Source organism: Methylomonas sp. Uni0011, from assembly GCF_056850255.1.
The window spans coordinates 65,396-90,430 of record NZ_JBVVNO010000006.1; the positions used below are offsets into that span (position 1 = coordinate 65,396).

Sequence of the window (25,035 nt, forward strand, 5' to 3'; positions counted from 1 at the left end):
GTCCGCCGCATTGTAAAAGACGCAAGGATAGACGAGTAAGCGGTGGCGATGGCAAAGATTTTCCGGACTAATTCGTGCCGGCCAATCGTCTCGGCCTTCACATGTCCGGCTGTTGACCTAAACTTTGAACATTTTTTAACGCGAGATTGGCCGGTATGGAATTTAGAGACTATTTGAAAATCCTGGTGCAGCACGACGGTTCCGATTTGTATTTGACGGCCGGCGCGCCGCCGGCCGCCAAATTCCAAGGCACCTTGAAGCCGTTGGAAAACGTCAAGCTTACCCCGGAGCGGATCAAGCAAATCGCCGACAGCGTGATGGACCACGAGCAACGCGCCAGTTTCGAGCACGTGCCGGAGATGAATCTGGCCATCACTGAAGAGGGCATCGGCCGGTTCCGGGTCAATATTTTCAAGCAGCGCAATTGTTATGCCTTGGTGATCCGCAACATCAAGGTGGATATCCCGAATGCCGATGTTTTGGGTCTGCCGCAGATTTTGAAAGACAAAATCATGGAAAAGCGCGGCCTGATTTTGTTCGTCGGCGGCACCGGCTCCGGTAAATCGACTTCGCTGGCGGCCTTGATCGATTACCGCAACAGCAATTCGTCGGGCCACATCATCACCATCGAAGATCCGATCGAATTCGTGCATCCGCATAAACGCTCGTTGGTCAATCAGCGCGAAGTCGGGGTCGATACCCTAAGCTACGAAGACGCCTTGAAAAATACGCTGCGCCAAGCGCCAGACGTGATCCTGATCGGCGAAATCCGCAGCCAGGAAACCATGGAGCATGCGTTGGCCTTTGCCGAAACCGGGCATTTATGCCTGTCGACCTTGCATGCCAATAACGCCAACCAGGCCTTGGACCGGATCATCAACTTCTTTCCGGAAGAGCGCCGGCCGCAATTACTGATGGATTTGTCTTTGAATTTGCAGGCCTTTGTCTCGCAACGCCTGGTGCCGACCATAGAAGGTAAGCGGGTGGCGGCGATCGAAATCCTGTTGGGCACCAAACTGGTCAGCGATTTGATCCATAAGGGCGACATTCACGCCATCAAGGAAGCGATGGAAAAGTCGGAAAACGTCGGTATGCAGACCTTCGACAGCCATCTGTTGAAGCTGTATAAAAGCGGTGTGATTTCGCTGGAAGAAGCGATGCGCAATTCCGATTCGCCGAATAATCTGAAATTGAAAATCAACTTGAGCGAGGGTTTGGGTTCGGCTACCAAACAAACCGGAGCGCTGGGCAGTCTGGCTTTGGAAGAGATCAGCAAGAAGGAAGGCGACGACGGCGACGGAGGGCATTGACGCCGGCCGTATCGGCCGGGTTATGCCAAATCTTCCGGATTCAGGATTTTATAAATTTCGTAGGCCGGTTGTTGGTAGGGATGGCTGTCTAGCAGGGTTTGCACGGCGGTTTTGATAACGTGGTCGGCGCACACCATTTCCACCTTGTACTCGGCGACGGTTTCCAGCCGATCGATCGCGCCTAGATACGGCTCGCTCCCGGCTAACGGGCGGAACTGGCCCTGGCCCAGCGTTTGCCAGCAGCAGCGATCGTAATCGCCGATACGGCCGGCGCCCTGTTCGAATAGCGCCTGCTTGATGGCTTCAACGTGGCTGGCCGGCACGTAAAAACAAAGTTTATACATGGCGCGCCGACCTCTCCCGGTGAAACCCGCTATCGGCGAAGCGCATCAGCCGGCCGCCAGCAAAAATACGCCCCACAACACGACGACCAGCGTGATTTCCTCGATCATGTTGAGCGCCGCCTGGCGGTCGGCGCGAATGTGCATGGCTAATTGGTTGGCTTTTTGGTCTCGCATATGGACTGATTGGCGCGGCATAAGGTTTCCTCGTTAGTGGTGGTGGGTGTAACTCCGCATTTGTCCGACCAATACGCCTTGGATTTCCACTTGCTCGGGTTTGTAGCGCAGGGCCTGCATCGTGGAATTGGCGGGTATCAGCAAGGTTTCGTGCGGATATTGCTCGATGAATTTCAATGTGGCTTCGGTCTTGTCGACCAAGGCCACCACAATCTCGCCGTTACGGGCGTGGCTGCGTTGTTCGATGACGACCCAGTCGCCGTCGAAAATACCTTCCTCCAGCATCGAATCGCCTTTGACCTGCAACACATAACAGGATTTTCCGGTTTTCAACTGTTCCGGCACTGCCATGTAGGCGATGTTTTCGATGGCTTCGATCGGTTTGCCGGCGGCGATGTATCCGACGAAGGGCAATAGCTCGGATGGCTCGGCCGGCTTGGTCATGGCCTTGGCGTATTCGGTCAAACGGATGCCGCGCTGTTTGCGCTCCGGTGCTTCGACCAAATTGGCGTCGATCAACGCCTTGATTTGGCTGTGCAGCGAACCGCGCGATTTCAAGCCCATTGCCGCGCAGAGTTCCTCCAGCGTTGGCGGATGGTTGAACTGTTCCTGGTTTTGCAGCAGGAAGTCGAAAATTTCTTGTTGTTTACGGGTAAGGTTCATTTTTGTTCTGTATTTGTTTTGTAAAAATGATATATGCAAAACAAATGCAAAACAAACTATTTTTTCAGTTCACGCGAAATGTTAACTTTGTAGCAAATCCAACCTAAAATGCCGCGACCGGTGTCGGTCAAGTTGTCGCAAAGACTACAAAAAGGTGTCGCTATACCCGCGACCACGCCGGAATTGCACCAGCTTGGATCGCGCTTGCCCGTTTTTGGCACTATTGCCGTTTTTCGGTTCGGAATCGGATCGATCGCCGCCCGGAAAAACGTATAGCGCTTCATGCTCGGCGGGCCGCAGGTATGGTTCGCAGCCGAATTCGCGTGTTGCGATCAGGTTCCGGTCACACTGCGCGGAAATGTTTTTAACGACAAAGCACCGCCCGCAAGCGGTGCTCAGGCCAGGTAAAACGGGTGTTTGGCGCTGCCGGGAAAGCCGACGGCGTGAAATTGTTACGAGAATGTGCACCAATTAGGCAATTGGACTGAAATTTGCATGAATAGGATAAACAATCGACGCCTAAGCTAGTCGGCTGTTTTTCCGCCGCGGTCGCGGCTTGCATCCTCATCGGGGGGCCTATCATGAAAAAATTTCTCATCCCGCTGTTCGTCCTGGCCGGTATCGCAATTGCACTGTTTGCCGCTTTCGATCCGACCTCTTCCGCCTATCACAAGCAAAACGACGAGTCTTACTCCGACTTCATTCTCGACGTCCGTAGTAAATCGGTCGCGGAGGTTGTGATCGACGGCCGTTCTATCCGCGGCCGACGCCATAACGGTAGCGAATTCAGCACCTACAACCCCGGCGATATGCGTATGATCGACGACTTGCTGGAATATGGCGTCAAAATCAAGGTTGAAAGGCCGGAAAACGAAATGAGTTTTCTGCAAATTTTCTACTCTTGGATTCCGACCCTGTTGTTGATTGCCGTATTGATTTATTTCATGCGTAAGCAGCAAATGGGTGCCGGCGGCCAAAACGCTTTCGGCAAAAGCCGCGCCAAATTAATGACGGAAGACCAAGTCAAGGTGCGTTTCGATGATGTCGCCGGCGCCGAGGAAGCCAAACAAGACGTGGTGGAATTGGTGGATTTCTTGAAAGACCCCGGTAAATACGAAGCGCTGGGCGGCAAGATTCCGCGCGGCGTATTGATGGTCGGCCCTCCGGGTACCGGTAAGACCTTGATTGCCAGAGCCATTGCCGGCGAGGCGGGTGTCCCGTTCTTCTCGATCTCCGGTTCCGATTTCGTCGAAATGTTTGTTGGCGTCGGCGCTTCGCGTGTCCGGGACTTGTTCGAAAACGCCAAGAAGCGCGCGCCGTGCATCATTTTTATCGACGAAATCGACGCGGTCGGCCGCCAACGTAGTTCCGGGAATATGGGCGGAGCAGAAGAACGCGAACAAACCTTGAACCAATTGTTGGTGGAAATGGACGGTTTCAACGGCAATGAAGGTATTATCGTCATCGCCGCCACCAACCGCGTCGACGTATTGGACAAAGCCTTACTGCGGCCGGGGCGCTTCGATCGCCAAGTGCAGGTCGGCTTGCCGGATATCAAAGGTCGCGAGCAAATCCTGAAAGTACATGCCGCCCGGGTGCCGCTGGCTGCCGATGTCGATATCAATGCGTTAGCTCGCGGTACCCCCGGATTCTCCGGGGCCGAGTTGGCCAACCTGATCAACGAAGGCGCTTTGTTTGCCGCCCGCAACAACCAGCGGGAAGTGACCATGAACGACTTGGACAAGGCGCGCGACAAAACCATCATGGGCGCGGAAAAACGCACGATGATCATGGGCCGCGAAGAACTGTTGATGACAGCCTACCATGAAGCCGGTCACGCCATCGTCGGTCGGCTGGTGCCGGAGCATGACCCGGTCTATAAAGTCAGCATCATGCCGCGCGGCGGCGCCTTGGGCATCACCATGTTCCTGCCGGAGCGCGATCAATACAGCGCCAGCAAGGAAAAGCTGGAAGGCCAGATTTCCAGTCTGTTCGGCGGTCGGATCGCCGAGGCGCTGATTTACGGCAAAGACAAAGTCACTACCGGCGCCTCCAACGATATCCAGCGCGCCACCCAATTGGCGCGGAACATGGTGACCAAATGGGGTCTATCCGACCGCTTGGGGCCGATGGATTGCGGCGACAGCGATAGCGGTTATTTCGGGCCGCAGGCCAAGCCGATGTCGGAACAGATGGCTCTATTCGTCGACAAAGAAATTCGGCGGATGCTGTCCAGCAATTACCACCGCGCCGAAACCATCCTGAAGACGCATATCGATATTTTGCACAACATGGCTCAGGCCTTGCTGGATTGGGAAACCCTGGATAAGGGCCAGATCGATCAATTGATGAGCGGTAGAAAACTCTCACCGCCCAAGGTGGCGCCGGATAAGGCAAAAACCAACAAAACCAATATCGGATGGGGCGAGCCGGTCGGACCGCTACCGAACGGCGTCCCGGCGCTAGGCAGGACCCCGTTCCGGCATTGATTTAGGGAAGTCCGGACATAAAAAAACCGGTATCGGTGACACCGATACCGGTTTTTTGCGGTCTGGCGGAGCGTTTAGTGCACGTCTTTCCAGTATTCCTTTTTCAACAGGTAGGCCAAGACGATGAACATCAAGATAAAAAACAACACGTATTTACCCATTTGTTGCCGTTCCAGTTGTACCGGCTCGCCGACGTAGACCAGGAAATTGACCAGGTCGTTGACCAATTTGTCGAACTCTTTCGGCGACAATTGACCCGGTTGTTCCAAGTGCAGGCCGGTTACCATCTCCTGGCCCTCAACTTTGTGGATTTCGGCCGCTTGGCTGCCCTGCAATTGCCAGAACACATTGGGCATGCCCACATCCTTGAACACCGCGTTATTCACGCCCAACGGTTTCGATGGATCGTTGTAGAAGCTGCGCAGATAGCTGTATAGCCAGTCGGCGCCGCGAGAGCGGGCGATCAGCGACAAATCCGGCGGCGTGGTGCCGAACCATTTCTCTGCATCGTGCGCATTCATTGCCGAATGCATCTGATCGTAGATGCCGGCGCCCAACGGCGCGACGTTTTTCAAGATTTCCGCTTCGTCCAGTTTCAAATCCAGCGCGATACGTTTGTAACGGATATGCTTGGCCGAATGGCAGCCCAAGCAGTAAGTCACGTAATGTTTCGCACCGCGTTCCAGGGATTGGATGTCGCTCAGATCGATGTCGGCGCTGTCCAGTTTGATACCTCCGCCGCTGGCCAGTACGTTGAAAGGCAGCAAAAACAAAAGAGTGTAGAGTGTCTTTTTCATGGCTTAGTCCAGGCTCTTTTTCAGGTTCTTTGCAAAACGAATCAGCACGGCTTGAATACCGGACCAGTTCGGGCCTTTTTTCGGAATCGTACCGCCCAAATTATCGGGAACCTGACGGACCTCCACCACTTCTTCGATCAATGCCTTGACGGCCGGAATCCGGTCTTCCAGCGTTGGTTGCGGAGTCAGATGCTCCGGTACCGGCTTGGTTTTTTCCCAGCGGGTATATAACGGCATCAACAGGAAGAAGCCGAAATAAACCGCAGTTAGTACCCGGGCTACCATTGTGGCGCCGGGGGTGGCTGGTTGCGTACCCAGATAGCCCAGACCCACGAAGGCGATGACGAACAACAGCACCGCTTTTTTGAACAGGCCGCCACGGTAGCGGATGGATTTGACCGGGCTACGGTCCAGCCAAGGCAGCATGAACAGCACGACGATGGCGCCGCCCATGGCGATGACGCCGGCGAACTTATCCGGCACCGCACGCAAAATTGCGTAGAACGGGGTGAAATACCAGACCGGGGCGATATGCTCCGGCGTTTTTAAAGGGTCGGCCGGAATGAAGTTGGCGTGTTCCAGGAAGAAGCCGCCCATTTCCGGCATGTAGAAAATTACCGTCGCAAAGAAGAACATGAACACGCCGACGCCGACGATATCCTTGACGGTGTAGTAGGGATGGAACGGAATGCCGTCGACCGGGTTGCCTTTCCAGTTCAGGTTTTTCTTGATCTCGACGCCGTCCGGGTTGTTAGAGCCGACTTCGTGCAGTGCGACGATGTGCAGGAATACCAGGATCAGCAACACCAGCGGCACGGCAATGACGTGAAAGGCGAAGAAGCGGTTCAACGTCGCATCGGAGACCACGTAGTCGCCGCGTATCCACAGCGACAATTCGTCGCCGATCACCGGGATTGCGCTGAACAGCGAGATGATTACCTGTGCGCCCCAGTAGGACATCTGACCCCATGGCAGCAGATAGCCCATGAAGGCTTCGGCCATCAGGCAGACGAAAATCAGCATGCCGAAGATCCAGATCAGCTCGCGCGGTTGCTTGAACGAGCCGTAAACCAGGCCGCGGAACATGTGCAGATAGACCACGATGAAGAACGCCGAGGCGCCGGTGGAGTGCATGTAGCGCACCAGCCAACCCCAGTTGACGTCGCGCATGATGTATTCGACCGAGTCGAACGCCAGTTTGGCGTCCGGTTTGTAGTTCATCGTCAGCAGAATGCCGGTGACGAACTGGTTGACCAGTACCAGCAGCGCCAGCGAGCCGAAAAAGTACCAGATATTAAAGTTTTTCGGCGCGTAGTAATGCGCCATGTGTTCGTTCCACAAATCGGAGAGTGGAAACCGCTCCAACAGCCAGTCGCTGTATTGATTCATTTTTTGCTTCATGCTGCTTTAGCCTCGCTGTCTTCGCCGATGACGATCAGATTGTCGGTTTCATACCGGTAGGGCGGAATTTCCAGATTGGTCGGCGCGGGTACGCCGCGGAATACGCGACCGGCCAAATCGAACCAGGAGCCGTGGCAGGGGCAGAAGAAACCGCCTTTCCAGTCGTTACCCAAATCGGCGGGGGCGATTTCCGGGCGGAAGGTGGGCGAGCAGCCCAAATGAGTGCACAGTCCGATCGCGACAAAAACTTCCGGCTTGATCGAGCGCACCGAGTTTTTGCTGTTCTCGGGTTGGAGGGATTCGTTGGACACCGGATCGGCCAGTTTGCTGTCCAGCGTGGCCAGCGTCGTCAACACTTCCGGAGTACGGTTCAGGACCCATACCGGTTTGCCGCGCCAAGCCACCCGGATCAATTGGCCGGGCTCCATTTTACTGATGTCGACCTCGACCGGTGCGCCTGCCGCCATGGCTTTGGCGCTGGGCTGCATTTGCGAGAGGAAGGGCACCGCCAGATAACCGGCACCCACGGCTCCAACCACCGACAGCGCCGAGGTCAGAAATTGGCGCTTTGACGTATCGACGCCTTCTTGATTCATAAAACATACTCCTGTTGCGTGACGATGTATTTTTTAGAGCTACATCAATTTTTATAATTGTCCGGCAAATATACCTTACTGGCCGTGTTTATTGAAACTGTTATTGCGCGGGGGTTGCGGCGCTTATCGGCCTAGGCCAGCGCGGCATTCAGGGCCTGCAAAAAGGCCTGGTTTTCCTCCGGTTTGCCTATCGTCGCCCGCAAGCAGTTTTCCAACATTCCGCCCTGCGGGGATAGGTTCTTGATCAGCACGCCTTGCTGTTTCAAACCGGCAAAGACCGCATCCGCCGGTTTAGACAGTGTGCGGAATAAAATGAAATTGGCCGCACTGGGGTAAGCTTTGACCGAATCCATGGTTTGTAAGGCCTGCATGACAATGCCGCGCTGTTCGCGAATCAGTTGGGTTTGGTCCAATAGAAACTGCGGATGGTCCAGCGCAAAACATGCAGTGGCCTGGGTCAGGCAGTTGATGTTGTAAGGCAGCCGGACTTTGTTCAGTTGTGCCAGCAAGGCGGGCGGGCCGGCCAGAAAGCCCAGCCGCAAACCGGCCAGACCCAGTTTGGAAACGGTGCGCATTACCAATAGATTGTCGTGTTGCGGCAACTGTTCGATGAAGCTGGCGTCGGCAAACGGCGCATATGCCTCGTCCACCACCACCACGCCCGGCGCAGCGGCCAGGATCGCTTCGATAGCCGCCGGATCGAACAGATTGCCGGTCGGATTATTGGGATAGGCCAGGAAAATTACGGCCGGTTGTTCGGTTTCGATGGTGGCCAGCATCGCTGGCAAATCCAGATCGAAGCTTTCTGCCAATAACGGCACGCCGCGGTAGCGCAAACCCAGGCTGAGGGCGATTTGCTTATACATAACAAAGCCGGGCTCGGGTGCCAACACGGCAGCTGTATTGGGCAGGGCCATCAGCAGGATTTGAATGATTTCGTCGGACCCGTTGCCGAGCAAAATGGCGGAGTCTTCCGGAATGGCGTTGCTGCGACGTAGTGCTGCGGCCAAGTCCTTCGCTTCCGGATCCGGATAGCGGTTCAGCGGACAGGATTTCAGATGCTCCAGCCAGGTTTGTTGGATTTCATCCGGCCATAAATAGGGGTTTTCCATCGCGTCGAGTTTGATGTAATTGCTGGCGTCGGCGACATGATACGCCGACAGCGCGAGGACTTCGCGGCGGAATAGGGTTTCGAGCGGTGGGAGCGGCATAGTGTTAAATCCGGCGGCATTGGAACGGGCGGCGGTTGGTCCTGGTTGCAAGCAGGCGGCCGCGGGGCAAAAAGTCGGCGGATTTTAACAAAGCGAGGGACGAAAGCGTAACCTTGCAAACCAGCCATCCAGCGTCCCCGTTGACGCGAATCGCCTGCTTCACTGCAGGCAAATCGGCGCGCGGATTTTAACACCGCATTGCTGCGCTCGCAAAGCCGGCTTGCTCAAGAGTTCATGAGGTGTTTGCGGCTGCAAACGTCTATTTCAAACGGCGGCCACTTTAACCGCAATACACCTCGTCCTGTTCGATCAGAAACAAAACCCAGGAAAATTGGCCGGTGCTGATTTTGCTGCCGCAGTAACCGCACTCGCCGCTTTGGCCCATGTTGTCGGCCGGCGCGCCGCAGCTGGGGCATTGGCTCAGGCTGTAGGGTTTGTCTTGGCGCTCCTTACCGCTACGGCGGACGAAGGTCCAGTATTCTGAAAAACGCCTGAGCGATGTTTTCGAACCGCCGACGATCTTGCCGGCTGCGTCTTCGGTGTAGTCGTTACAGGCGGCGAAGATGCGTACCGTGATGGCCTCGTAAAATTTGTCGCTGTCGATTTTCGCCAGCACGATTTGCTCGATACGCAGATGCTCCAGTCGGTTGAACCAGCCGCGTTCGACATACATTTTCTGCCAGAAGGCATTGGTTTCGTAGAGCCGGTCCGATAACAGGTGCCGAGCCGCCTGCCAGTCGCGCCGGCTCCAGTGGCCGTATATCGCCGCAAAATAATTGCGTACCACGTCGTTCTCGAACGGCAACCAGAATTGCTGCCACTCGCCGATGCCGTAACGCTGCTGCCAGCGGTTCATCTGTTCGATCAGGTCGGCTTGCTTGACCGTGATGGCTTGCGTGCCCTGCTCTTCGGCGTACGCCGCCAGTCCTGCCACAGCCGGCACCGCATGGGTGGCGACCACGACCCGTTTGCCCAGGCACCACTGCGCGTCGCCCTTTTGTACGTTGGCGCCGCAATAACCGCAGACGCCGGCGTCGGTGAAATGGGCCGGCGCGCCGCATTGCGGACAGTTCACGCTTTGTATTTTCTCCGGTTCCCCCGATAACAGGCCTTTGCGCCGGTAAAACTGCCAGCGCTCGACCACGGCATAGCGCGAACGCTGGTCCTGCAAATCCAAGGTGTAATTGGCGTCGAATTCGACGGTAATGGTGTCGGTTTCGCTGCCGGCAGTGCTGATCTCCAGCCAACGCAGGCTGTTGACGACGATTTCGCTGACGGTCCAGGGTTGCGAGCGTTGGAAATGGCCTTGCAACTCGGTGCTCAAGAACGGCGACAGGTAGCTGAACTCCGGCTTGGTGGAATATTCGTAGAATTTGCAGTACAGCGAATGGGCAAAATCCAAAAACACCACCGCGGAGAAATTGGCGTCGGCCTGTTTCAATGCTGCGATTTGCTCGGCAATGCTTTGTTGGCGTTGGGCGCGGTATTGCGCCGGCGGGGCCGTCACCATGCTCCTAGCCCCGGCTTGGCTGCGAAGCACGATGATAACAATCACGACGATGATGATGAACAAAATCAAGGCTTCCAGCGACGACATCGGATGGGCGCTGTCGGACGAGCTGCCGGAGCTGTCGTGCGTGCTCCAACTGGAGCCGGAATGCGACCAGCCGCCGGAGCTGTGCGAACTCGACGAACTGTGCGAGCTGCTGGAATGGCCGCCGCCTGGCCGGGCCGGCAACGGTGGAGAAATGGCCAGACCGGCCAGCGCCAGGAGCAATAGCCACTTTTTCATAGGTCGATATCCAGCCGGTCCGGCAGTTCGTTGATGTCGCCAGCGCGCACCGGCAGGTAGCGGGCGAACGCGGCAGCCGCTTTTCCCAGCGCCTTTAACAGACACTGTTCCGGTTGGCGCTCGGCGAAGATCCGGTCGAACTCGCTTTGCAATTCCTGCCATACTGCAAGCGGGATAGCCAGCTCCAAGCCGCGGTCCGGCAACAGAAACACCCGTCGTTCCAGCAACGAGCAATACACCAGAAAGCCGGTTTTGTCCCGAGTATGTTGAATCCCACCTTTCTGGAAAATGGCTCTGGCCATGATTTCGACGCGCTTGTCCCGCGTCGACCGCCTGACGCTGCAGCGTTTGACCGCCGGCAGCGAACCGACGCCATAGGCGAGCGCAAACATCGCCAGCGGCGCGTAATAGACCAGCCAATTCTCGAAATAAACCGGCGCGTACATTATCAGGGTGAAAGCCAACCAGGCCGCGGCCAAGCCCCATAGCAACGGTACCGAGGCATAGTCGCCGGAGCGGGCGCGAAACACCACTACCGCTTCGGCCTGCGAGTCGTTTTCCAGGTTTTTGATCGCGTCCCACAGCCGGCTTTGGTAGGCCGGCGCCAAATACTGTTTCATAGGCTTGTTCCAGCTTGATCTATACTCAGAGTTGCCGCTTGGCACTTCTAATAGCCTCGGTTGCGGCCGGGGCATTGCAAATCCGTTCTGCGGCTAAGTCTAGTCGTTTTGCAGAATGGTGTTGTTCACCGGGAGTGTGCCGATCTGATGGCGGCGGTGGCGCGACGCGCCATCCGAGACCCAATTCAAAATCCACAGGAGACTCTCATGGGACTTTTCGACGGTTTGCAACGCCAATTGCGTTCGGTCATCGAATGGCAAAATCCGGCGCCCAATGCGCTGTTCCAACAATGGAGCGACAACGGCGACGAAATCAAGAACGCCTCGACACTGATCGTCGGCCCCGGCCAGGGTTGCATTTTCGTCTACCGCGGCAAGGTGCAAGCGGTATTCGACAGCGAAGGCTCCTACAACCTGCAAACCGATAACATCCCGTTCTGGACCACGATTGCCAGCTTCATGCAGTTTTTCGAAAGCCAGTTCAAGGTCGGGATTTATTTTTATCGCAAGACTGTGATTCTGGATCAGAAATGGGGAACCAGCTCGCAGATCAAATATCTGGACCCGACCTACAAATTCCCGGTTGGTTTGAGAGCTTTCGGCAATTACAGTTACCGTTTGGCCGAACCGGCGCAGTTCTTCGTCAACGTGGTCGGCGAGCAAAACCTGTTTACCACCGACCAATTGCGCAACGTCATTGTCGCCCGCCTCAGCCAGCCGTTGGCCGATTTTCTGGCGACCAGCCGTTTCGGTTATCTGGATATCGACACCAACCGCGAGGAAATCGCCGCCGGCGTGCTGCAAAAATTATTGCCGCAGTTCGCCGATCTCGGTTTTACCATCACCGATTTTCGGATCGAAGGCACCGACTTCGACGAGGAAACCCTGAAGCGCGTCAATCGTATCGCCGATATGACCGCGGAGGCTCAGGCGGCCAAGGAGGTCGGTCTGGATTACGCCCGGATCCAGCAACTGGAGGCGATGCGCGAAGCCGCCCGCAACGAAGGCGGCGGCGCCGGGGTCGGAATGGGCTTGGGTGCCGGCATCAGTTTTGGCCAAAATCTGGCGCAAGCGATGAACACCCCAGCCGCCGCATCGCCCGCGCCCGCCCAGGCAGCGGCAGCCGACCCGATGGAAAAACTGGCGCAACTGAAGAAAATGTTCGAGGCGGAATTGATCACCGCCGAGGAATATGCGGAGAAGAAGAAAAGCATTCTGGAGGGAATCTAATGCCGCCGCCGCGCTAGCGCTCAACGCCGGCCGGTGGGCCGGCAATTCGGCCGAGTCTCCTGCGGCAAACGGCTGTCTGAAGACTCTGCCCCGGAAATATCGGCTTTGCCGGCTGCCAGTTTCCGGATGTGTACTATTCTTGGCAGCGACATTTTCACCATTGAGAATCGACCATGGATATCGCCGAACTGTTGACGTTCTCCGTCAAGAATAAAGCTTCCGACTTGCACCTTTCCGCCGGCTTGCCGCCGATGATCCGGGTGGACGGCGACATTCGCCGGATCAACATCCCGGCCCTGAACCACAAGGAAGTGCACGCGCTGATTTACGACATCATGAACGACAAGCAGCGCCGCGATTACGAGGAGTTTCTGGAAACCGACTTTTCGTTTGCCTTGCCCGGTGTGGCCCGATTCCGGGTCAACGCCTTCAATCAGGATCGCGGTGCCGGCGCGGTATTCCGGACCATTCCGTCGAAAGTCTTGACCCTGGAAGAGCTGGATGCGCCCAAGTTTTTCCAGGAGCTGTGTACCAAGCCGCGCGGTTTGATTTTGGTGACCGGACCGACCGGTTCCGGTAAATCCACCACGTTGGCGGCGATGATCAACCACATCAACAACAACGATTACGCCCACATCCTCACGGTCGAAGATCCGATCGAGTTTGTTCACGAAAGCCAGAAATCGCTGATTAACCAGCGCGAGGTGCATCGCGATACGCTGGGTTTTAACGAAGCCTTGCGCTCGGCGTTGCGGGAAGACCCGGACATCATCCTGGTCGGCGAGATGCGTGACCTGGAAACCATTCGTCTGGCGCTGACTGCGGCCGAAACCGGCCACTTGGTGTTCGGCACCTTGCACACCACTTCGGCCGCCAAGACCATAGACCGGATCATCGACGTGTTCCCGGCGGCCGAGAAAGACATGATCCGGGCCATGTTGTCCGAGTCGTTACAGGCGGTTATTTCGCAAACACTGCTGAAGAAGGTCGGCGGCGGCCGGATCGCTGCGCATGAGATCATGGTCGGTACCCCGGCGATCCGCAACCTGATCCGCGAAGCCAAGGTGGCGCAGATGTATTCGGCGATTCAGACCGGGCGTAAGGACGGCATGCAGACGCTGGACCAAAACCTGAAAGAGCTGGTCGACAAGGGCCTGATTACCGCCAAGGCGGCGATGACTCGGGCCGTCAATAAAGACATGTTCCGCTGATGAACGAGGAGGCCTGATGGACTTTACCGCGCTATTGGCATTGATGGTGGAAAAACGGGCGTCGGATTTATTCATTACCGCCGGGCGGCCGCCGTCGATGAAAGTCAACGGCAAAGTCGTCGAAGTCTCGAAGACGTCGCTGACCAGCGAACAAACCCTGAAGCTGGTGCTCGGCATCATGTCGCAACGCCAGCGCGACGAATTCGAAAACACCAAGGAATGCCAATTCGCGTTAAGCGCGCACAGTCTGGGTCGGTTTCGGGTCAGCGCCTTTACCCAGCGCGATTCGGCCGGCATGGTGTTGCGCCGGATTGAAACTACGATTCCGACTGCGGAAGAGCTGCATCTGCCGCCGGTGTTGAAGGAATTGATCATGCACAAGCGCGGCTTGGTCATGTTTGTCGGTGCGACCGGCACCGGTAAATCGACCTCGCTGGCGGCCTTGATCCGCCACCGCAACGAGAACAGCAGCGGCCACATCATTTCCATCGAAGATCCGATCGAGTTCATTCATCCTCACCAGGGTTGTATCATTACCCAGCGCGAAGTGGGGCTGGATACCGAATCGTTCGAAGTCGCTTTGAAAAACACGCTGCGTCAAGCGCCGGATGTGATTCTAATCGGCGAGGTCAGGACCCGCGAGACCATGCAACACGCGATAACCTTTGCCGAGACCGGCCACCTGTGCGTCTGTACCTTGCACGCCAACAACGCCAACCAGGCCATAGACCGCATCCTGCACTTTTTCCCGGAAGACATGCACAGCCAGTTGTTCATGGACTTGTCTTTGAATTTGCGCGGCATCGTCGCTCAGCAATTGATTCAGCGCGCTGACGGCAAAGGCCGTTATCCAGCCATCGAAATTCTGTTGAATACGCCGCTAGTCGCCGATTTGATTCGTAAGGGCGAGGTGCATAAATTGAAAGAATTGATGAAGAGCTCGCGCGAGCATGGCATGCAAACGTTCGACCAAGCGCTTTACGATCTGTACACAGCCGGTAAAATTAGTTATGAAGATGCTCTGCACGCTGCCGACTCCCGCAACGAAGTCCGCCTGATGATCAAATTGGGCGCCGAGAACGTCAATTTCGAAACCGCCGGCATGACGTTGGCCGAGAGCGACGAAGACGGAGGCAGCCTTTATAAATAAACCCCGGATTTAGCCGTTTTGCCAGACTTAGCCACACCGAATTCGATACTCAAATTTGCCGCTGCCGCAGCGTTGGCCACACTTCTATTCGGCTGTGCTTCCGAGCCGCCGCGTAGCCAACTGCGAACGTCGGCACCGGTCAAACCCAACCCGCCCAGCCAATCGGTCAAGGTCCAGCCCGACCTTAGGCCCTATGCCAGCATCGGCAGCTATCGGGCCGCTGCGGTCGGCGGCGATTACGCCGCTTATCCGGCATTGGCTCAATTTATCGAGCAGATGGTGCAAAAGCACGGCTTCGATCGGGAATATTTGAACGGTTTGTTCTCGCAAGCCAAACGCAAACAATGGACCTTGGATTATCTGGCCAAGTCCGACCAAGGTTTGAAAGGCAAGCCCAGCAAAGGCGGCTGGACCCGTTACCGTTCCCAATTTCTGGATGCCCGCCATATCGATGCCGGCGTGGCGTTCTGGCGGACGCACCAGGCCGCTTTGCAGCGCGCCAGCCGGCAATACGGCGTTCCGGCGGAATACATTCTCGGTATTCTGGCGGTGGAAACCACCTTCGGCGGCTTCGTCGGCAATCACCGGGTGATCGATGCGCTGACCACGCTGGGTTTCGATTACCAGCGCCGCGGCGAATTTTTTCGTAGCGAGCTGGAGAGTTTTCTGGTGATGACGCGCGGCGAAGGCATCGATCCCGCCAAGCCGGTCGGCTCCTTCGCCGGGGCGATGGGGCTGGGCCAATTCATGCCCAGCAGCTTTTTGCAATGGGCAGTGGATTTCAATGGCGACGGTCGGCGTGACTTATGGAACCCCGAGGACGCGATCGGCAGTGTCGCCAATTATTTTGCCCAGCACGGCTGGCGTAGCGAGCAGCCGGTGGTTAGTAACACTCGCGGCAGCTACAGCGGTATCGATAGTTTGGAGCCGGGTATCGATCGCGAATATCCGCTGGGTACGTTGCTGCAAGCCGGTATCGAACCTGCCGGCAATTGCGGCTGCGATTATCCGCTCCGATTGTTGTTGCTCAGGCACCAACACACCGATGAATATTTATTGGGACACCCGAATTTCTACGTGATTACCCGCTACAACCACAGCACCCATTACGCGATGGCGGTGCATGAGCTGGCTCAGGCCATCAGACGCGGTTATCAACAGCTCGCCGGATAAGGCGAGCGACGAGATTGCGATCGATTGATTCGGCTTTTTCGGTTGCCGCTATCGGTTCTTAGTCGATACGCTCCAATTCCTGCTCGATGTCACGGAAATGACTCAATTGCTTGTTAGGATACAGTCAAGCCGTTAGAGAGGAGAAACGATGCGCGCCCTTCATTTGCTAATATCTGGTTTGGGTTTATTTTGTAGTTCGGCCCAAGCCGCGCTTGACCACTCACAAACTTCGCCAGTGCCGTCGTTATCGATTTCCTATCCGCGACTATCGGATCAAATCGGCGTCAAGCCCGGTCGTCAACTGTTTTGGCAGCAATTCGATCTCAATGGCTCTGGTGCTGTCTTCGTACAGCCTGGCGCCAACATCACAGGAGGCAGTGCCGGAGCGGGGATTCGGAATATCAGCGGAGAGTTGAAGCCGAAAGGCGGTGGTGATCTGGTGCTTGTTCGATCCGGACACATATCGATTACCGGTACCAATGGATTGGGAACAGCCCCCGTCACAATAGTGCCTTTACCGGCACCGTTTGCGCTGTTTGGAGTTGGCGCACTAGGCTTGGTGATAAATTCCAAACGGACTGCGGCGAACTCTTAATTCTATGAACGCCGGTCTATGCCGGGTTTTAAAAGCCTTTGTCGCTTACGAATAATCGAATAAATCCAACTGCCGATAAGGCTTAGCGTGAGGGGCTTCGTTGTCCAAGCCGGATAGCGTTACGCCAAGCAAACGGACTTTGCTGGAACCCACCGGGGTGTTTTTGATTAACTCGGTCAGCAGCAATGCACATGCCGGGTTCTCGGCGACCGGCTCGTTTAGGGTGCGGCTGCGGGTGATTTGCACGAAGTTCTGGAATTTGATTTTTACCGTCAGGGTATAGGCGGTCAGGCCTTTCTCGGCCAATCGCTGCAACGCGGTGCGCATCAGAGCCTGCAACTGCCGCTGAATCGAGGCGAGATCGGCCAAATCCTGTTCGAAGGTGGTTTCCACGCCGACCGACTTACGAACCCGGTCGGCGCGAACCGGGCGCAAATCGATGCCGCGGGCAATATTGAAATAATGCCGGGCGGCCTTGCCGAAATGTTGGTGCAAGATTGCCAATGGTACGGCTTTCAAGTCCTTGCCGGTATTGATCCCTAAATCGCGCATTTTCTGTTCGGTGGCCGGACCGATGCCGTGAAACCGGCCGATGTCCAGTTTCTCGGCGAATTCGGGGCCTTGTTCCGGAGGAATCAGGTACAGTCCGTCCGGCTTCCCCATATCCGAGGCGAGTTTGGCCAGAAATTTATTGTAAGAAATGCCGGCCGATGCAATCAGACGGGTTTGCTTCAGGATGTCTTGTTTGATTTGCTTGGCCAATAGCGTGGCCGAGCCTTGGTAAAGCTCAGAATCGCTGACGTCCAGATAGGCTTCGTCCAGAGATAGCGGCTCGACGCAGTCGCAGTAGCGGGCGAAAACGTCGCGGACGAGGGCCGAGGCTTCGCGGTAGGCGTCGAAACGCGGCTTGACAAAGATCGCCTGCGGACAAAGCCGGTAGGCGTGGGCTGAAGGCATGGCCGAACGTACGCCAAACTGGCGGGCTTCGTAGCTGCAGGTGGCTACCACGCCACGCGAATCGGGTCTGCCGCCGACGATGATAGGCTTGTTCCGGTATTGCGGATGGTCGCGTTGTTCGACCGCTGCGTAAAACGCATCCATATCGATGTGGATGATTTTGCGCGGACGGTCGTCCATCGGCGTTTACGGTTTGTCGAGCTGCTCCAGCTTGGCGGTTTCGTTCCAATCGGAAAACGGAAACGGCAATTGCTCGGTATTGAAAGTTAAAAACAGCAGGATATGGTAATGGTAGGTCGACAGGCTGCGGCCGAAACTGAGGATGTTGGCGTTGGCCGCACCGGTAAACAGTACCGAACCTACCTGCAGCAAAATCACCAGCCACAACAGCAGTTTGACCAAACTGTCTATCGCAGCGAAAACCAGCATGAAGATCACCCGTTTCCAGGTTTCGATTTTTTTCAAATTCTCGTTGATCTGTTCTTGCATGGCCGCGGTTTAACCTCTGTTCATCACGTCGCGCAAGTCCAGTGCGGCCGCATTGGCGCGGGCAATGTAGTTGGCCATGGCCAGCGAGTAGTTGGCAAAAACGCCGAAACCGTCGCCGTTCAGCACCACCGGACTTAAAGTCGGCGTCAACGCATTTTCCAGCGCCTGAATCATGTTATCCAGCGTGTTCATCGCCCGTTTGTCCAACAGAATGTCGGAAAAGTCGTGTTTGATGGCTCTCAGGATGTGCAGCAAGGCCCAGCAGGAACCGCGCGCTTCGTAGAATACGTTGTCGATTTCCATCCAAGGCGTCTGGCCGATGGTCGGCATGTTGATGTCGACCGGATTCGATGGGTCGCCGTGCGCAGCGCCGGCAAATTTATCGGTACTGGCGGCGAGACGGGTCGACAGACCGCCCAGGCGCTTGATCACGACTTCGGTATATTGCCACAAGTTGTCAGCGCGGGAATGGAACTGGGCTGCTCTCGAGGTCGAAGTCGGATTTTGCAGCCGCGACATATAGGCATGTAATGCCTCGATACCTTTAATATATTCGGACTCGGTGGACGGCAAGGCCCAGGAATTGCGTTCGTAGTAGAAGTAAGGCTCCGCTTTGGCTAAATCCGGGTCTTCCGCGGATTGAGACTGGTCTCTGGCAAAGTGGTTGCGTAAGGCGGTGGTACCGTCGCGCAGCATGACCAGTGCGCCGTATTCGAAACTTTGGATGTTGTCGCAAAACAGGCCGGGAGGCGCGACGTCGTTGGACAGGTAGCCGCCGGCTTTGAACAGAATGACGTCGGCGATGTGGGCCAGCGTATTGGCGTAAACGTAACCGATCGGCATTTGGTCGGTATGGGTCACATTCATGCGTTCGATCGCTTCATCCTGAACGTTGAATTGCTCGGGCTCACGGCTCCACCATTCGCCTAAAATCAACATGACCACAACGACGATGCCTATCAGCGTACCGAAACCCCAGAGTATGCCTTTAGACTTGGCGTCTTCTTCGAGTGCGAATGAATTGTCTGACATGTGTTACGTATCCGGATAAGTGCAAAAAGGCCCTGGCGGCCGAATGGCGGCATGTTAGCACGGATTAAGTTGGCTAGCTCGCTTTCAGTGTAGTTGCCGGGCCGCAGCAGGCTGGACCGGGGAGAACAGCGCCGGCGGCATCTGCACGAAGAAGCCTTTGGCCTGTAGACTGGCGATGACTTTGGCCGAGTCGGCGCGCGCCAGCTTGCGTTCCGGCGTCAATTCAAGCTCCATGACGAATTCGAGCCGGCCAAAGCTTTTGTAGAGTTGTTCCGGCACGGCCGAAAAATCGTCTTTTTTATCCAAGTAAAGGTAAAGTTCGTCCTTCTTCAGGCTTTTGTAAATAAAGCAGTTCATGTTTGCCGCTCCTGATGTAGCCCTGCCAATTCTAACGGTTTTTGTTTAGAATTTTCAGCCCTTGTCGACCTAGACCGCTTTCGCAGATGAAAACCAGCCCGTTCTCCACCCAAAATTTTTTTAACGCGGCTTGTTATTTCGAGTCGGCATTGGCCGGCTTGGCCGTGCTGTTCGGCTGGCTGGCCGATGTCGATCCGTTTCAGGACTTGTATTTTTCGGAAAGTGCCCTGGCAATCGGGTTGCTGGCGACTTTGCCGTTATTGTTGTTGTTTTTTGCATTGCAACGTCTGGCGTATCCGCCGTTGCAAGCCATCCGTGAATTGCTACTGGATACTCTGGGCGCCAGGTTGAGCGACCGGCATTGGGCCGACTTGCTGGTTTTGGCTTGTATCGCCGGCTTCGCCGAAGAGGCCTTGTTCCGCGGCTTCTTGCAACCCTGGCTGGAATTGCGCTGGAATGCCGAACTCGGTCTGCTGTGCAGCAACGCGGTATTTGCCCTGGTACACGCCGTAACGCCTTTGTATGCGCTGTTGGCTTTCCTGATGGGTTTATATTTGGGGGCCCTGCTCGATTACGGCGGCGGTCGCAATCTGCTGACCCCGATCGTGATCCACGCGGCTTACGATTTCGTGGCCTTTGTTGTTATTCTGCGCGATTACCGTAATCGCCTCGACAGGAGTGTTTAATGTCCGTCACCTCCCCGTTGCCGTCCACCGCTCTGCGCAGCCATTGGCTGGTCTGCGCCGCGATGCTGCTCATGCTGGTTGTTTACAATGTTGTTTGCCATGTCTGGGGGGCTGAGCTGCAGATCGCGGTCAGCGAAGAGCGTCGCGTGTTGCTGCGCAGCGTGTTGTACGGCGTCGCGATCGTATTGTTTCCGTTGACCAATCTGACCAGGCATGTCTTGTTGCGGCTGAACCAGACCATGCCCGGCCCGAGAAGCGCGGGGCAACGCTATTTCACAACGATAACCGTCAGCCAGGCCCTGATCGAATGGGTCGGCCTGTTCGGCCCGATCATGATTGTGCTGGGCGACGGCTTCAATACCTTATACATATTCAGCACGATGCATGCCTTGGGCATATTCCTGCATCGTCCCAAAATGGCGGAATATCATGCGATTGTTGCGGCGCTTTCGGCGCAAAACAGCCGGGGCGAGTAAGTCCTTGACTATTTCGGGTTTTTAGGAACCTCAGTAAAGTTGTACAATGGCTGGCTTATCCACGATTAGCCCCCAGGTGTGATTTATGCAAATCATTCAAGAAGCTCTCACCTTTGACGACGTCTTATTGATCCCCGCCCATTCCAGCGTGCTGCCGCGCGAAGTCGAGTTGAAAACTCAGCTCACCCGCAAAATCAAATTGAATATCCCGCTGGTGTCGGCGGCGATGGATACCGTCACTGAAGCCCGCTTGGCGATTGCGATCGCTCAGGAAGGCGGCATCGGCATCATCCATAAAAACATGACCGTCGAACAACAAGCGGCGGAAGTCAGACGGGTGAAAAAATACGAGAGCGGTGTCATCAAGGATCCGATTACGGTATCGCCCAATGTCACGGTGCGGGAAGTATTGGAATTGACCCGGGCGAAAAACATCTCCGGCGTGCCGGTCGTCGACGGCGAAGAGTTGGTCGGCATCGTCACCAGCCGCGATTTGCGGTTCGAAACCCGGCTGGAGGTGGCGATCAGCCAGATCATGACGCCGAAAGACAAACTGGTGACGGTAAACGAATCGTTCAGCCATAAAGAAGTGATCGAGAAATTGCATACCCACCGCATCGAAAAGGTGTTGGTCGTTAACGATGCCTTTCATTTGCGCGGCATGATCACGGTCAAGGACATCCAGAAAGCCAAAGACAATCCGCAAGCCTGCAAGGACGAGCAGGAGCGCTTGCTGGTCGGTGCTGCGGTTGGTACCGGAACCGATACCGGCGAGCGGGTCGCGGCTTTGGTGGAAGCCGGCGTCGACGTCATCATCGTCGATACCGCCCACGGCCATTCCCAGGGCGTGCTGGACAAAGTGCGCTGGGTCAAACAAAACTTTCCGCAAGTGCAAGTCATCGGCGGCAACATCGCCACCGCGGCGGCGGCCAAAGCCCTGGTCGAAGCCGGCGCCGACGGCGTCAAAGTGGGTATTGGTCCCGGCTCGATTTGCACTACCCGCATCGTCGCCGGCGTCGGCGTGCCGCAAATCACCGCGGTCGCGAACGTAGCCGCCGCGTTGAAAGGCACCGGCGTGCCGTTGATCGCTGACGGCGGTATCCGCTATTCCGGCGATGTCGCCAAAGCTTTGGCGGCTGGCGCATATGCCGTGATGTTGGGCGGCCTGTTCGCCGGTACCGAGGAAGCGCCGGGCGAAGTGGAACTGTTCCAGGGCCGCTCCTATAAATCCTATCGCGGCATGGGTTCGTTGGGAGCCATGTCTCAGCAACAAGGCTCCAGCGACCGCTACTTTCAGGAAGACACCGAGCAGGTCGAAAAACTGGTGCCGGAAGGCATCGAAGGCCGGGTGCCTTATAAAGGCAGTGTGTTGGCCATCATCCACCAGTTACTCGGCGGCGTGCGTTCCAGCATGGGCTATACCGGCAACAGCACCATCGCCGAGATGCGGGAAAACGCCCAGTTCGTGCGCGTGACCAACGCCGGCATGCGTGAAAGCCACGTCCATGACGTGACGATTACCAAAGAAGCGCCCAATTACCATATGAACTAAACCGGCCGCCCCGGTTTGCGCACCGGACCCAAGCCGGTCCGGTGCGAATCTCAACCCTCACAACCTCGTAAGCGCAATGTCAGAAACTTCTTCGACCCCCTGCAATTTATGCGGCAATCACCATGTCAGCGTACTGTCCATGCGTAGCCGAAGCGGCGCCCAATTGCGCACCGTGATCTGCGACCAGTGCGGCTTAGTCTGGAGCGATCCGTTTCCGCACGATCCGCGCCAGTTTTACGAAGAAGAGTACCGGCTGGACTACAAAAAGACCTACGCGCCGCAAGCCAAACACATATTGCGTGCCGGCCGAGTGGCGATCGAACGTCACGACAAGATCAAGCATTTACTACAAAGCCGGAAGACCATGCTCGATGTCGGCACCGGCGGCGGCGAGTTCGCTTACCTGATGCAGGCCTTGGGCCACGACATTCAAGGTATCGAACCGAATAAAGGCTATGCCGAATACTCCAAAGCCCAGTACCAGTTGAACTTGCAGGTCGGCTTTGTCCAGGACGGCGACTTTACCGATGCCAGCTTCGACTTGATCACGATCTGGCATGTGCTGGAACACACCGCGGACCCTGGTTCGGTACTCGGCTTTTTGCGCAAGCTGCTGAAACCCGACGCGACCTTGGTCGTGGAAGTACCGAATGTCGAAGCGGTGTGCCAATCGCCGGCCAGCAGTTTCCACGAAGCGCATTTGTTCAACTTCAATGTGCAGACGCTGCAGAAAATGGGCGAAAAAGCCGGCCTGCACGCGGTCGGCCATTTGCTGTCGGCGGACGGCGGCAATCTGACCATGTTCTTCCAGCCTGCCGCCACCGCTGCCGCAACGGATTGGCGACTGCCGGGCAATGCCGAGCGGATCAGTACCGTCGTCAAAGGCCATACCAATTTGCGCCATTACATGCGGGCGGCGCCGTATTTGCGATTTGTGAAAAAGTTGCAACGTACCATTGCCGAGCGCAACTTGAGTCAGCAAGTCGCCGACAGTAAAGCTTTGCTCGATCAACTTTATCGCGACCATCGGCTGCTGTGACAGCCGACCGCGCCAATAGCCACAAACAGGCCTTAACCGGTTAAGGCCTCTCCAGCATCATCGAAGGTTACACCGTGACGAATCCTGCCGCCGCCAACATCCATTCCGACAAAATCCTGATCCTCGACTTCGGTTCGCAATATACGCAACTGATCGCCCGCCGCATCCGCGAAATCGGTGTGTACTGCGAAATCTATTCCTGCGACAGCAGCGACGAAGAGGTCAAAAACTTCGGCGCCAAGGGCATCATCCTGTCCGGCGGCCCGGAGACCGTGACCAGCAGCGACACTCCGCGCGCACCGCAAGCCGTGTTCGAACTGGGCGTACCGGTGCTGGGTATTTGCTACGGCATGCAGACCATGGCCGAACAATTGGGCGGCAAGGTCGAATCGTCCGACCACCGCGAATTCGGTTACGCCCAAATCCGCGCCCGCGGCCACTCGAAACTGCTCAAGGAAATCGAAGACCAGGTCTCGGCGGAAGGCTTTGGTCTATTGGACGTGTGGATGAGCCACGGCGACCGCGTGGTCGAACTGCCGGCAGGCTTTAAACTAATCGCCAGCTCGGACGGCGCGCCGATTGCCGGCATCGCCGACGAAGAGCGTAATTTCTACGCGCTGCAATTCCACCCGGAAGTCACCCACACCAAGCAGGGCGGCCGCATCCTCAGTCGTTTTGTCTTGGACATCTGCGGCTGCGCGGCGCTATGGAATTCCAGCAACATCATCGAAGACAGCATCAAGGCGGTGCGGGAAAAAGTCGGCAGCGACCAAGTCATTCTCGGCTTGTCCGGCGGCGTCGATTCCTCGGTGGTTGCCGCGTTACTGCGCCGCGCCATAGCCTCGCAACTGACCTGCGTGTTCGTCGATACCGGCCTGCTGCGCCTGCACGAAGGCGACCAGGTCATGGCGATGTTCGCTCAGCATATGGGCATCAAAGTGATCCGGGTCGATGCCGAAGCGCGTTATATGAGCGCGTTATCCGGCGTCAACGATCCGGAACAGAAACGCAAAATCATCGGCGGCCTGTTCGTGGAAATCTTCGACGAGGAAGCCGGCAAACTGACCGACGCCAAATGGCTGGCGCAAGGCACCATCTATCCGGACGTAATCGAATCGGCCGGCGCCAAGAGCGGCAAGGCGCATTTGATCAAATCGCATCACAACGTTGGCGGCCTGCCGGAAAACATGACCTTGAAACTGGTCGAACCGCTGCGCGAACTGTTCAAGGACGAAGTGCGCAAACTCGGCCTGGAACTGGGCCTGCCCGCCGACATGATCCACCGCCACCCCTTCCCCGGCCCCGGCCTGGGCGTGCGCATTCTCGGCGAAGTCAAAAAATCCTACGCCGACCTGTTGCGCCGCGCCGACGACATCTTCATTGCCGAACTGCGCAACCACGGCCTGTACGACAAAGTCAGCCAAGCCTTCGCAGTGTTTCTACCGGTCAAATCGGTCGGCGTGATGGGCGACGGCCGCAAATACGACTACGTCGTCGCCCTGCGCGCCGTGGAAACCATCGACTTCATGACCGCCCGCTGGGCGCATCTGCCGTACGACTTCCTGGACTTGGTTTCCCGTCGCATCATCAACGAAGTGCCGGGCATTTCGCGGGTGACTTACGATATTTCGGGTAAGCCACCGGCGACGATTGAGTGGGAGTAGTGGCGTAATACGGATTCCTTAGCGGCA

The 25,035-nt window shown here is 56.4% G+C and carries 26 protein-coding genes; 12 read left to right on the plus strand and 14 right to left on the minus strand.

Features of this window, described 5'->3' with window-relative positions:
- Positions 1–155: 155 nt before the first annotated feature.
- A complete protein-coding gene (locus AC0IM9_RS09815; protein WP_482803877.1) occupies positions 156–1,310 on the plus strand; it encodes a PilT/PilU family type 4a pilus ATPase in 1,155 nt (384 codons plus the stop codon).
- Positions 1,311–1,330: 20 nt separating this feature from the next.
- Here the strand turns inward: AC0IM9_RS09815 and AC0IM9_RS09820 are convergent, their stop codons facing one another.
- The 4 genes from AC0IM9_RS09820 to AC0IM9_RS09835 are packed head-to-tail and all read right to left on the minus strand — an operon-like array spanning position 1,331 to position 2,775.
- Complete coding sequence (locus AC0IM9_RS09820; RefSeq protein ID WP_482803878.1) at positions 1,331–1,654, minus strand: YqfO family protein; 324 nt, start codon at positions 1,652–1,654, stop codon at positions 1,331–1,333.
- Between the two features lie 45 nt (positions 1,655–1,699).
- On the minus strand, positions 1,700–1,849 hold the full coding sequence (locus AC0IM9_RS09825; protein ID WP_186289641.1) for a hypothetical protein: 150 nt from the start codon (positions 1,847–1,849) through the stop codon (positions 1,700–1,702).
- A gap of 12 nt (positions 1,850–1,861) precedes the next feature.
- A complete protein-coding gene (gene lexA / locus AC0IM9_RS09830; protein ID WP_482803879.1) occupies positions 1,862–2,491 on the minus strand; it encodes a transcriptional repressor LexA in 630 nt (209 codons plus the stop codon).
- A 56-nt stretch (positions 2,492–2,547) separates the two neighbouring features.
- Complete coding sequence (locus AC0IM9_RS09835; RefSeq protein ID WP_482803880.1) at positions 2,548–2,775, minus strand: hypothetical protein; 228 nt, start codon at positions 2,773–2,775, stop codon at positions 2,548–2,550.
- 297 nt (positions 2,776–3,072) lie between these two features.
- Between AC0IM9_RS09835 and ftsH the strand changes: the two genes are divergently transcribed.
- The gene (gene ftsH / locus AC0IM9_RS09840; protein WP_140913457.1) at positions 3,073–4,980 is read left to right on the plus strand and encodes an ATP-dependent zinc metalloprotease FtsH; all 1,908 of its coding nucleotides are present in this window, start codon (positions 3,073–3,075) and stop codon (positions 4,978–4,980) included.
- 74 nt (positions 4,981–5,054) lie between these two features.
- On the opposite strand, the gene AC0IM9_RS09845 is transcribed toward ftsH, so the two are convergent.
- The 6 genes from AC0IM9_RS09845 to AC0IM9_RS09870 form a co-directional block, all read right to left on the minus strand.
- Entirely contained in the window at positions 5,055–5,777 is a 723-nt protein-coding gene (locus tag AC0IM9_RS09845; protein ID WP_140913458.1) for a cytochrome c1, read from the minus strand.
- A 3-nt stretch (positions 5,778–5,780) separates the two neighbouring features.
- Entirely contained in the window at positions 5,781–7,178 is a 1,398-nt protein-coding gene (locus AC0IM9_RS09850) for a cytochrome b (RefSeq protein ID WP_278210293.1), read from the minus strand.
- Positions 7,175–7,774: a ubiquinol-cytochrome c reductase iron-sulfur subunit gene (petA, locus tag AC0IM9_RS09855; protein WP_140913460.1), complete on the minus strand. Its 600-nt coding sequence runs from the start codon at positions 7,772–7,774 to the stop codon at positions 7,175–7,177. Before petA ends, AC0IM9_RS09850 begins: the two co-directional genes overlap by 4 nt.
- Positions 7,775–7,905: 131 nt before the next feature.
- A complete protein-coding gene (gene hisC, locus AC0IM9_RS09860; RefSeq protein ID WP_482803881.1) occupies positions 7,906–8,985 on the minus strand; it encodes a histidinol-phosphate transaminase in 1,080 nt (359 codons plus the stop codon).
- A gap of 280 nt (positions 8,986–9,265) precedes the next feature.
- Positions 9,266–10,777 carry a TIM44-like domain-containing protein gene (locus AC0IM9_RS09865; RefSeq protein WP_482803882.1) on the minus strand — a complete coding sequence of 504 codons (1,512 nt, stop codon included), beginning with the start codon at positions 10,775–10,777 and terminating at the stop codon, positions 9,266–9,268.
- The gene (locus tag AC0IM9_RS09870; RefSeq protein WP_482803883.1) at positions 10,774–11,397 is read right to left on the minus strand and encodes a hypothetical protein; all 624 of its coding nucleotides are present in this window, start codon (positions 11,395–11,397) and stop codon (positions 10,774–10,776) included. The genes AC0IM9_RS09865 and AC0IM9_RS09870 overlap by 4 nt, the downstream gene beginning before the upstream one ends.
- Before the next feature lie 207 nt (positions 11,398–11,604).
- Between AC0IM9_RS09870 and AC0IM9_RS09875 the strand changes: the two genes are divergently transcribed.
- The 5 genes from AC0IM9_RS09875 (at position 11,605) to AC0IM9_RS09895 (ending at position 16,756) form a co-directional block, all read left to right on the plus strand.
- Positions 11,605–12,627 carry an SPFH domain-containing protein gene (locus AC0IM9_RS09875; RefSeq protein ID WP_140913463.1) on the plus strand — a complete coding sequence of 341 codons (1,023 nt, stop codon included), beginning with the start codon at positions 11,605–11,607 and terminating at the stop codon, positions 12,625–12,627.
- Between the two features lie 173 nt (positions 12,628–12,800).
- Complete coding sequence (locus AC0IM9_RS09880) at positions 12,801–13,838, plus strand: type IV pilus twitching motility protein PilT (protein WP_054759731.1); 1,038 nt, start codon at positions 12,801–12,803, stop codon at positions 13,836–13,838.
- A 16-nt stretch (positions 13,839–13,854) separates the two neighbouring features.
- The gene (locus AC0IM9_RS09885; protein WP_278210298.1) at positions 13,855–14,988 is read left to right on the plus strand and encodes a PilT/PilU family type 4a pilus ATPase; all 1,134 of its coding nucleotides are present in this window, start codon (positions 13,855–13,857) and stop codon (positions 14,986–14,988) included.
- A gap of 18 nt (positions 14,989–15,006) precedes the next feature.
- Entirely contained in the window at positions 15,007–16,161 is a 1,155-nt protein-coding gene (mltB, locus tag AC0IM9_RS09890) for a lytic murein transglycosylase B (protein WP_482803884.1), read from the plus strand.
- Between the two features lie 148 nt (positions 16,162–16,309).
- On the plus strand, positions 16,310–16,756 hold the full coding sequence (locus AC0IM9_RS09895) for a hypothetical protein (protein WP_140913465.1): 447 nt from the start codon (positions 16,310–16,312) through the stop codon (positions 16,754–16,756).
- Between the two features lie 45 nt (positions 16,757–16,801).
- Here AC0IM9_RS09895 and dinB read toward each other — a convergent pair whose 3' ends face one another.
- From dinB to AC0IM9_RS09915, 4 genes are all read right to left on the minus strand, one after another.
- Positions 16,802–17,893: a DNA polymerase IV gene (dinB, locus tag AC0IM9_RS09900; protein ID WP_482803885.1), complete on the minus strand. Its 1,092-nt coding sequence runs from the start codon at positions 17,891–17,893 to the stop codon at positions 16,802–16,804.
- Positions 17,894–17,899: 6 nt separating this feature from the next.
- A complete protein-coding gene (locus AC0IM9_RS09905) occupies positions 17,900–18,202 on the minus strand; it encodes a DUF4389 domain-containing protein (protein WP_140913467.1) in 303 nt (100 codons plus the stop codon).
- A 9-nt stretch (positions 18,203–18,211) separates the two neighbouring features.
- Positions 18,212–19,234, minus strand: a complete 1,023-nt coding sequence (locus AC0IM9_RS09910) for a DUF2333 family protein (RefSeq protein WP_140913468.1) — start codon at positions 19,232–19,234, stop codon at positions 18,212–18,214.
- An 84-nt stretch (positions 19,235–19,318) separates the two neighbouring features.
- Positions 19,319–19,591 carry a YcgL domain-containing protein gene (locus AC0IM9_RS09915; RefSeq protein WP_278210302.1) on the minus strand — a complete coding sequence of 91 codons (273 nt, stop codon included), beginning with the start codon at positions 19,589–19,591 and terminating at the stop codon, positions 19,319–19,321.
- An 86-nt stretch (positions 19,592–19,677) separates the two neighbouring features.
- Between AC0IM9_RS09915 and AC0IM9_RS09920 the strand changes: the two genes are divergently transcribed.
- The 5 genes from AC0IM9_RS09920 (at position 19,678) to guaA (ending at position 25,008) form a co-directional block, all read left to right on the plus strand.
- Positions 19,678–20,277 (plus strand): CPBP family intramembrane glutamic endopeptidase, encoded by a 600-nt coding sequence (locus AC0IM9_RS09920; RefSeq protein ID WP_482803886.1) that lies wholly within the window; start codon positions 19,678–19,680, stop codon positions 20,275–20,277.
- On the plus strand, positions 20,277–20,753 hold the full coding sequence (locus AC0IM9_RS09925; protein WP_482803887.1) for a hypothetical protein: 477 nt from the start codon (positions 20,277–20,279) through the stop codon (positions 20,751–20,753). The genes AC0IM9_RS09920 and AC0IM9_RS09925 overlap by 1 nt, the downstream gene beginning before the upstream one ends.
- 85 nt (positions 20,754–20,838) lie before the next feature.
- A complete protein-coding gene (gene guaB, locus AC0IM9_RS09930; protein WP_140913472.1) occupies positions 20,839–22,305 on the plus strand; it encodes an IMP dehydrogenase in 1,467 nt (488 codons plus the stop codon).
- A 76-nt stretch (positions 22,306–22,381) separates the two neighbouring features.
- Positions 22,382–23,344 carry a class I SAM-dependent methyltransferase gene (locus tag AC0IM9_RS09935; RefSeq protein ID WP_482803888.1) on the plus strand — a complete coding sequence of 321 codons (963 nt, stop codon included), beginning with the start codon at positions 22,382–22,384 and terminating at the stop codon, positions 23,342–23,344.
- A gap of 74 nt (positions 23,345–23,418) precedes the next feature.
- Entirely contained in the window at positions 23,419–25,008 is a 1,590-nt protein-coding gene (gene guaA, locus AC0IM9_RS09940; protein ID WP_482803889.1) for a glutamine-hydrolyzing GMP synthase, read from the plus strand.
- Positions 25,009–25,035: the final 27 nt, after the last annotated feature.

What these genes read in the sequence shown, in the direction of transcription:
- guaB (WP_140913472.1), top strand. Translation starts at nt 20,839, where the DNA reads ATGCAAATCATTCAAGAAGCTCTCACCTTTGACGACGTCTTATTGATC.
- AC0IM9_RS09870 (WP_482803883.1), bottom strand. Translation starts at nt 11,397, where the DNA reads ATGAAACAGTATTTGGCGCCGGCCTACCAAAGCCGGCTGTGGGACGCG.
- AC0IM9_RS09935 (WP_482803888.1), top strand. Translation starts at nt 22,382, where the DNA reads ATGTCAGAAACTTCTTCGACCCCCTGCAATTTATGCGGCAATCACCAT.
- AC0IM9_RS09835 (WP_482803880.1), bottom strand. Translation starts at nt 2,775, where the DNA reads ATGAAGCGCTATACGTTTTTCCGGGCGGCGATCGATCCGATTCCGAAC.
- AC0IM9_RS09865 (WP_482803882.1), bottom strand. Translation starts at nt 10,777, where the DNA reads ATGAAAAAGTGGCTATTGCTCCTGGCGCTGGCCGGTCTGGCCATTTCT.
- AC0IM9_RS09845 (WP_140913458.1), bottom strand. Translation starts at nt 5,777, where the DNA reads ATGAAAAAGACACTCTACACTCTTTTGTTTTTGCTGCCTTTCAACGTA.
- hisC (WP_482803881.1), bottom strand. Translation starts at nt 8,985, where the DNA reads ATGCCGCTCCCACCGCTCGAAACCCTATTCCGCCGCGAAGTCCTCGCG.
- AC0IM9_RS09925 (WP_482803887.1), top strand. Translation starts at nt 20,277, where the DNA reads ATGTCCGTCACCTCCCCGTTGCCGTCCACCGCTCTGCGCAGCCATTGG.
- AC0IM9_RS09815 (WP_482803877.1), top strand. Translation starts at nt 156, where the DNA reads ATGGAATTTAGAGACTATTTGAAAATCCTGGTGCAGCACGACGGTTCC.
- AC0IM9_RS09880 (WP_054759731.1), top strand. Translation starts at nt 12,801, where the DNA reads ATGGATATCGCCGAACTGTTGACGTTCTCCGTCAAGAATAAAGCTTCC.
- AC0IM9_RS09895 (WP_140913465.1), top strand. Translation starts at nt 16,310, where the DNA reads ATGCGCGCCCTTCATTTGCTAATATCTGGTTTGGGTTTATTTTGTAGT.
- AC0IM9_RS09920 (WP_482803886.1), top strand. Translation starts at nt 19,678, where the DNA reads ATGAAAACCAGCCCGTTCTCCACCCAAAATTTTTTTAACGCGGCTTGT.
- AC0IM9_RS09825 (WP_186289641.1), bottom strand. Translation starts at nt 1,849, where the DNA reads ATGCCGCGCCAATCAGTCCATATGCGAGACCAAAAAGCCAACCAATTA.
- AC0IM9_RS09885 (WP_278210298.1), top strand. Translation starts at nt 13,855, where the DNA reads ATGGACTTTACCGCGCTATTGGCATTGATGGTGGAAAAACGGGCGTCG.
- AC0IM9_RS09875 (WP_140913463.1), top strand. Translation starts at nt 11,605, where the DNA reads ATGGGACTTTTCGACGGTTTGCAACGCCAATTGCGTTCGGTCATCGAA.
- AC0IM9_RS09820 (WP_482803878.1), bottom strand. Translation starts at nt 1,654, where the DNA reads ATGTATAAACTTTGTTTTTACGTGCCGGCCAGCCACGTTGAAGCCATC.
- AC0IM9_RS09850 (WP_278210293.1), bottom strand. Translation starts at nt 7,178, where the DNA reads ATGAAGCAAAAAATGAATCAATACAGCGACTGGCTGTTGGAGCGGTTT.
- AC0IM9_RS09905 (WP_140913467.1), bottom strand. Translation starts at nt 18,202, where the DNA reads ATGCAAGAACAGATCAACGAGAATTTGAAAAAAATCGAAACCTGGAAA.
- ftsH (WP_140913457.1), top strand. Translation starts at nt 3,073, where the DNA reads ATGAAAAAATTTCTCATCCCGCTGTTCGTCCTGGCCGGTATCGCAATT.
- dinB (WP_482803885.1), bottom strand. Translation starts at nt 17,893, where the DNA reads ATGGACGACCGTCCGCGCAAAATCATCCACATCGATATGGATGCGTTT.
- lexA (WP_482803879.1), bottom strand. Translation starts at nt 2,491, where the DNA reads ATGAACCTTACCCGTAAACAACAAGAAATTTTCGACTTCCTGCTGCAA.
- petA (WP_140913460.1), bottom strand. Translation starts at nt 7,774, where the DNA reads ATGAATCAAGAAGGCGTCGATACGTCAAAGCGCCAATTTCTGACCTCG.
- AC0IM9_RS09910 (WP_140913468.1), bottom strand. Translation starts at nt 19,234, where the DNA reads ATGTCAGACAATTCATTCGCACTCGAAGAAGACGCCAAGTCTAAAGGC.
- AC0IM9_RS09915 (WP_278210302.1), bottom strand. Translation starts at nt 19,591, where the DNA reads ATGAACTGCTTTATTTACAAAAGCCTGAAGAAGGACGAACTTTACCTT.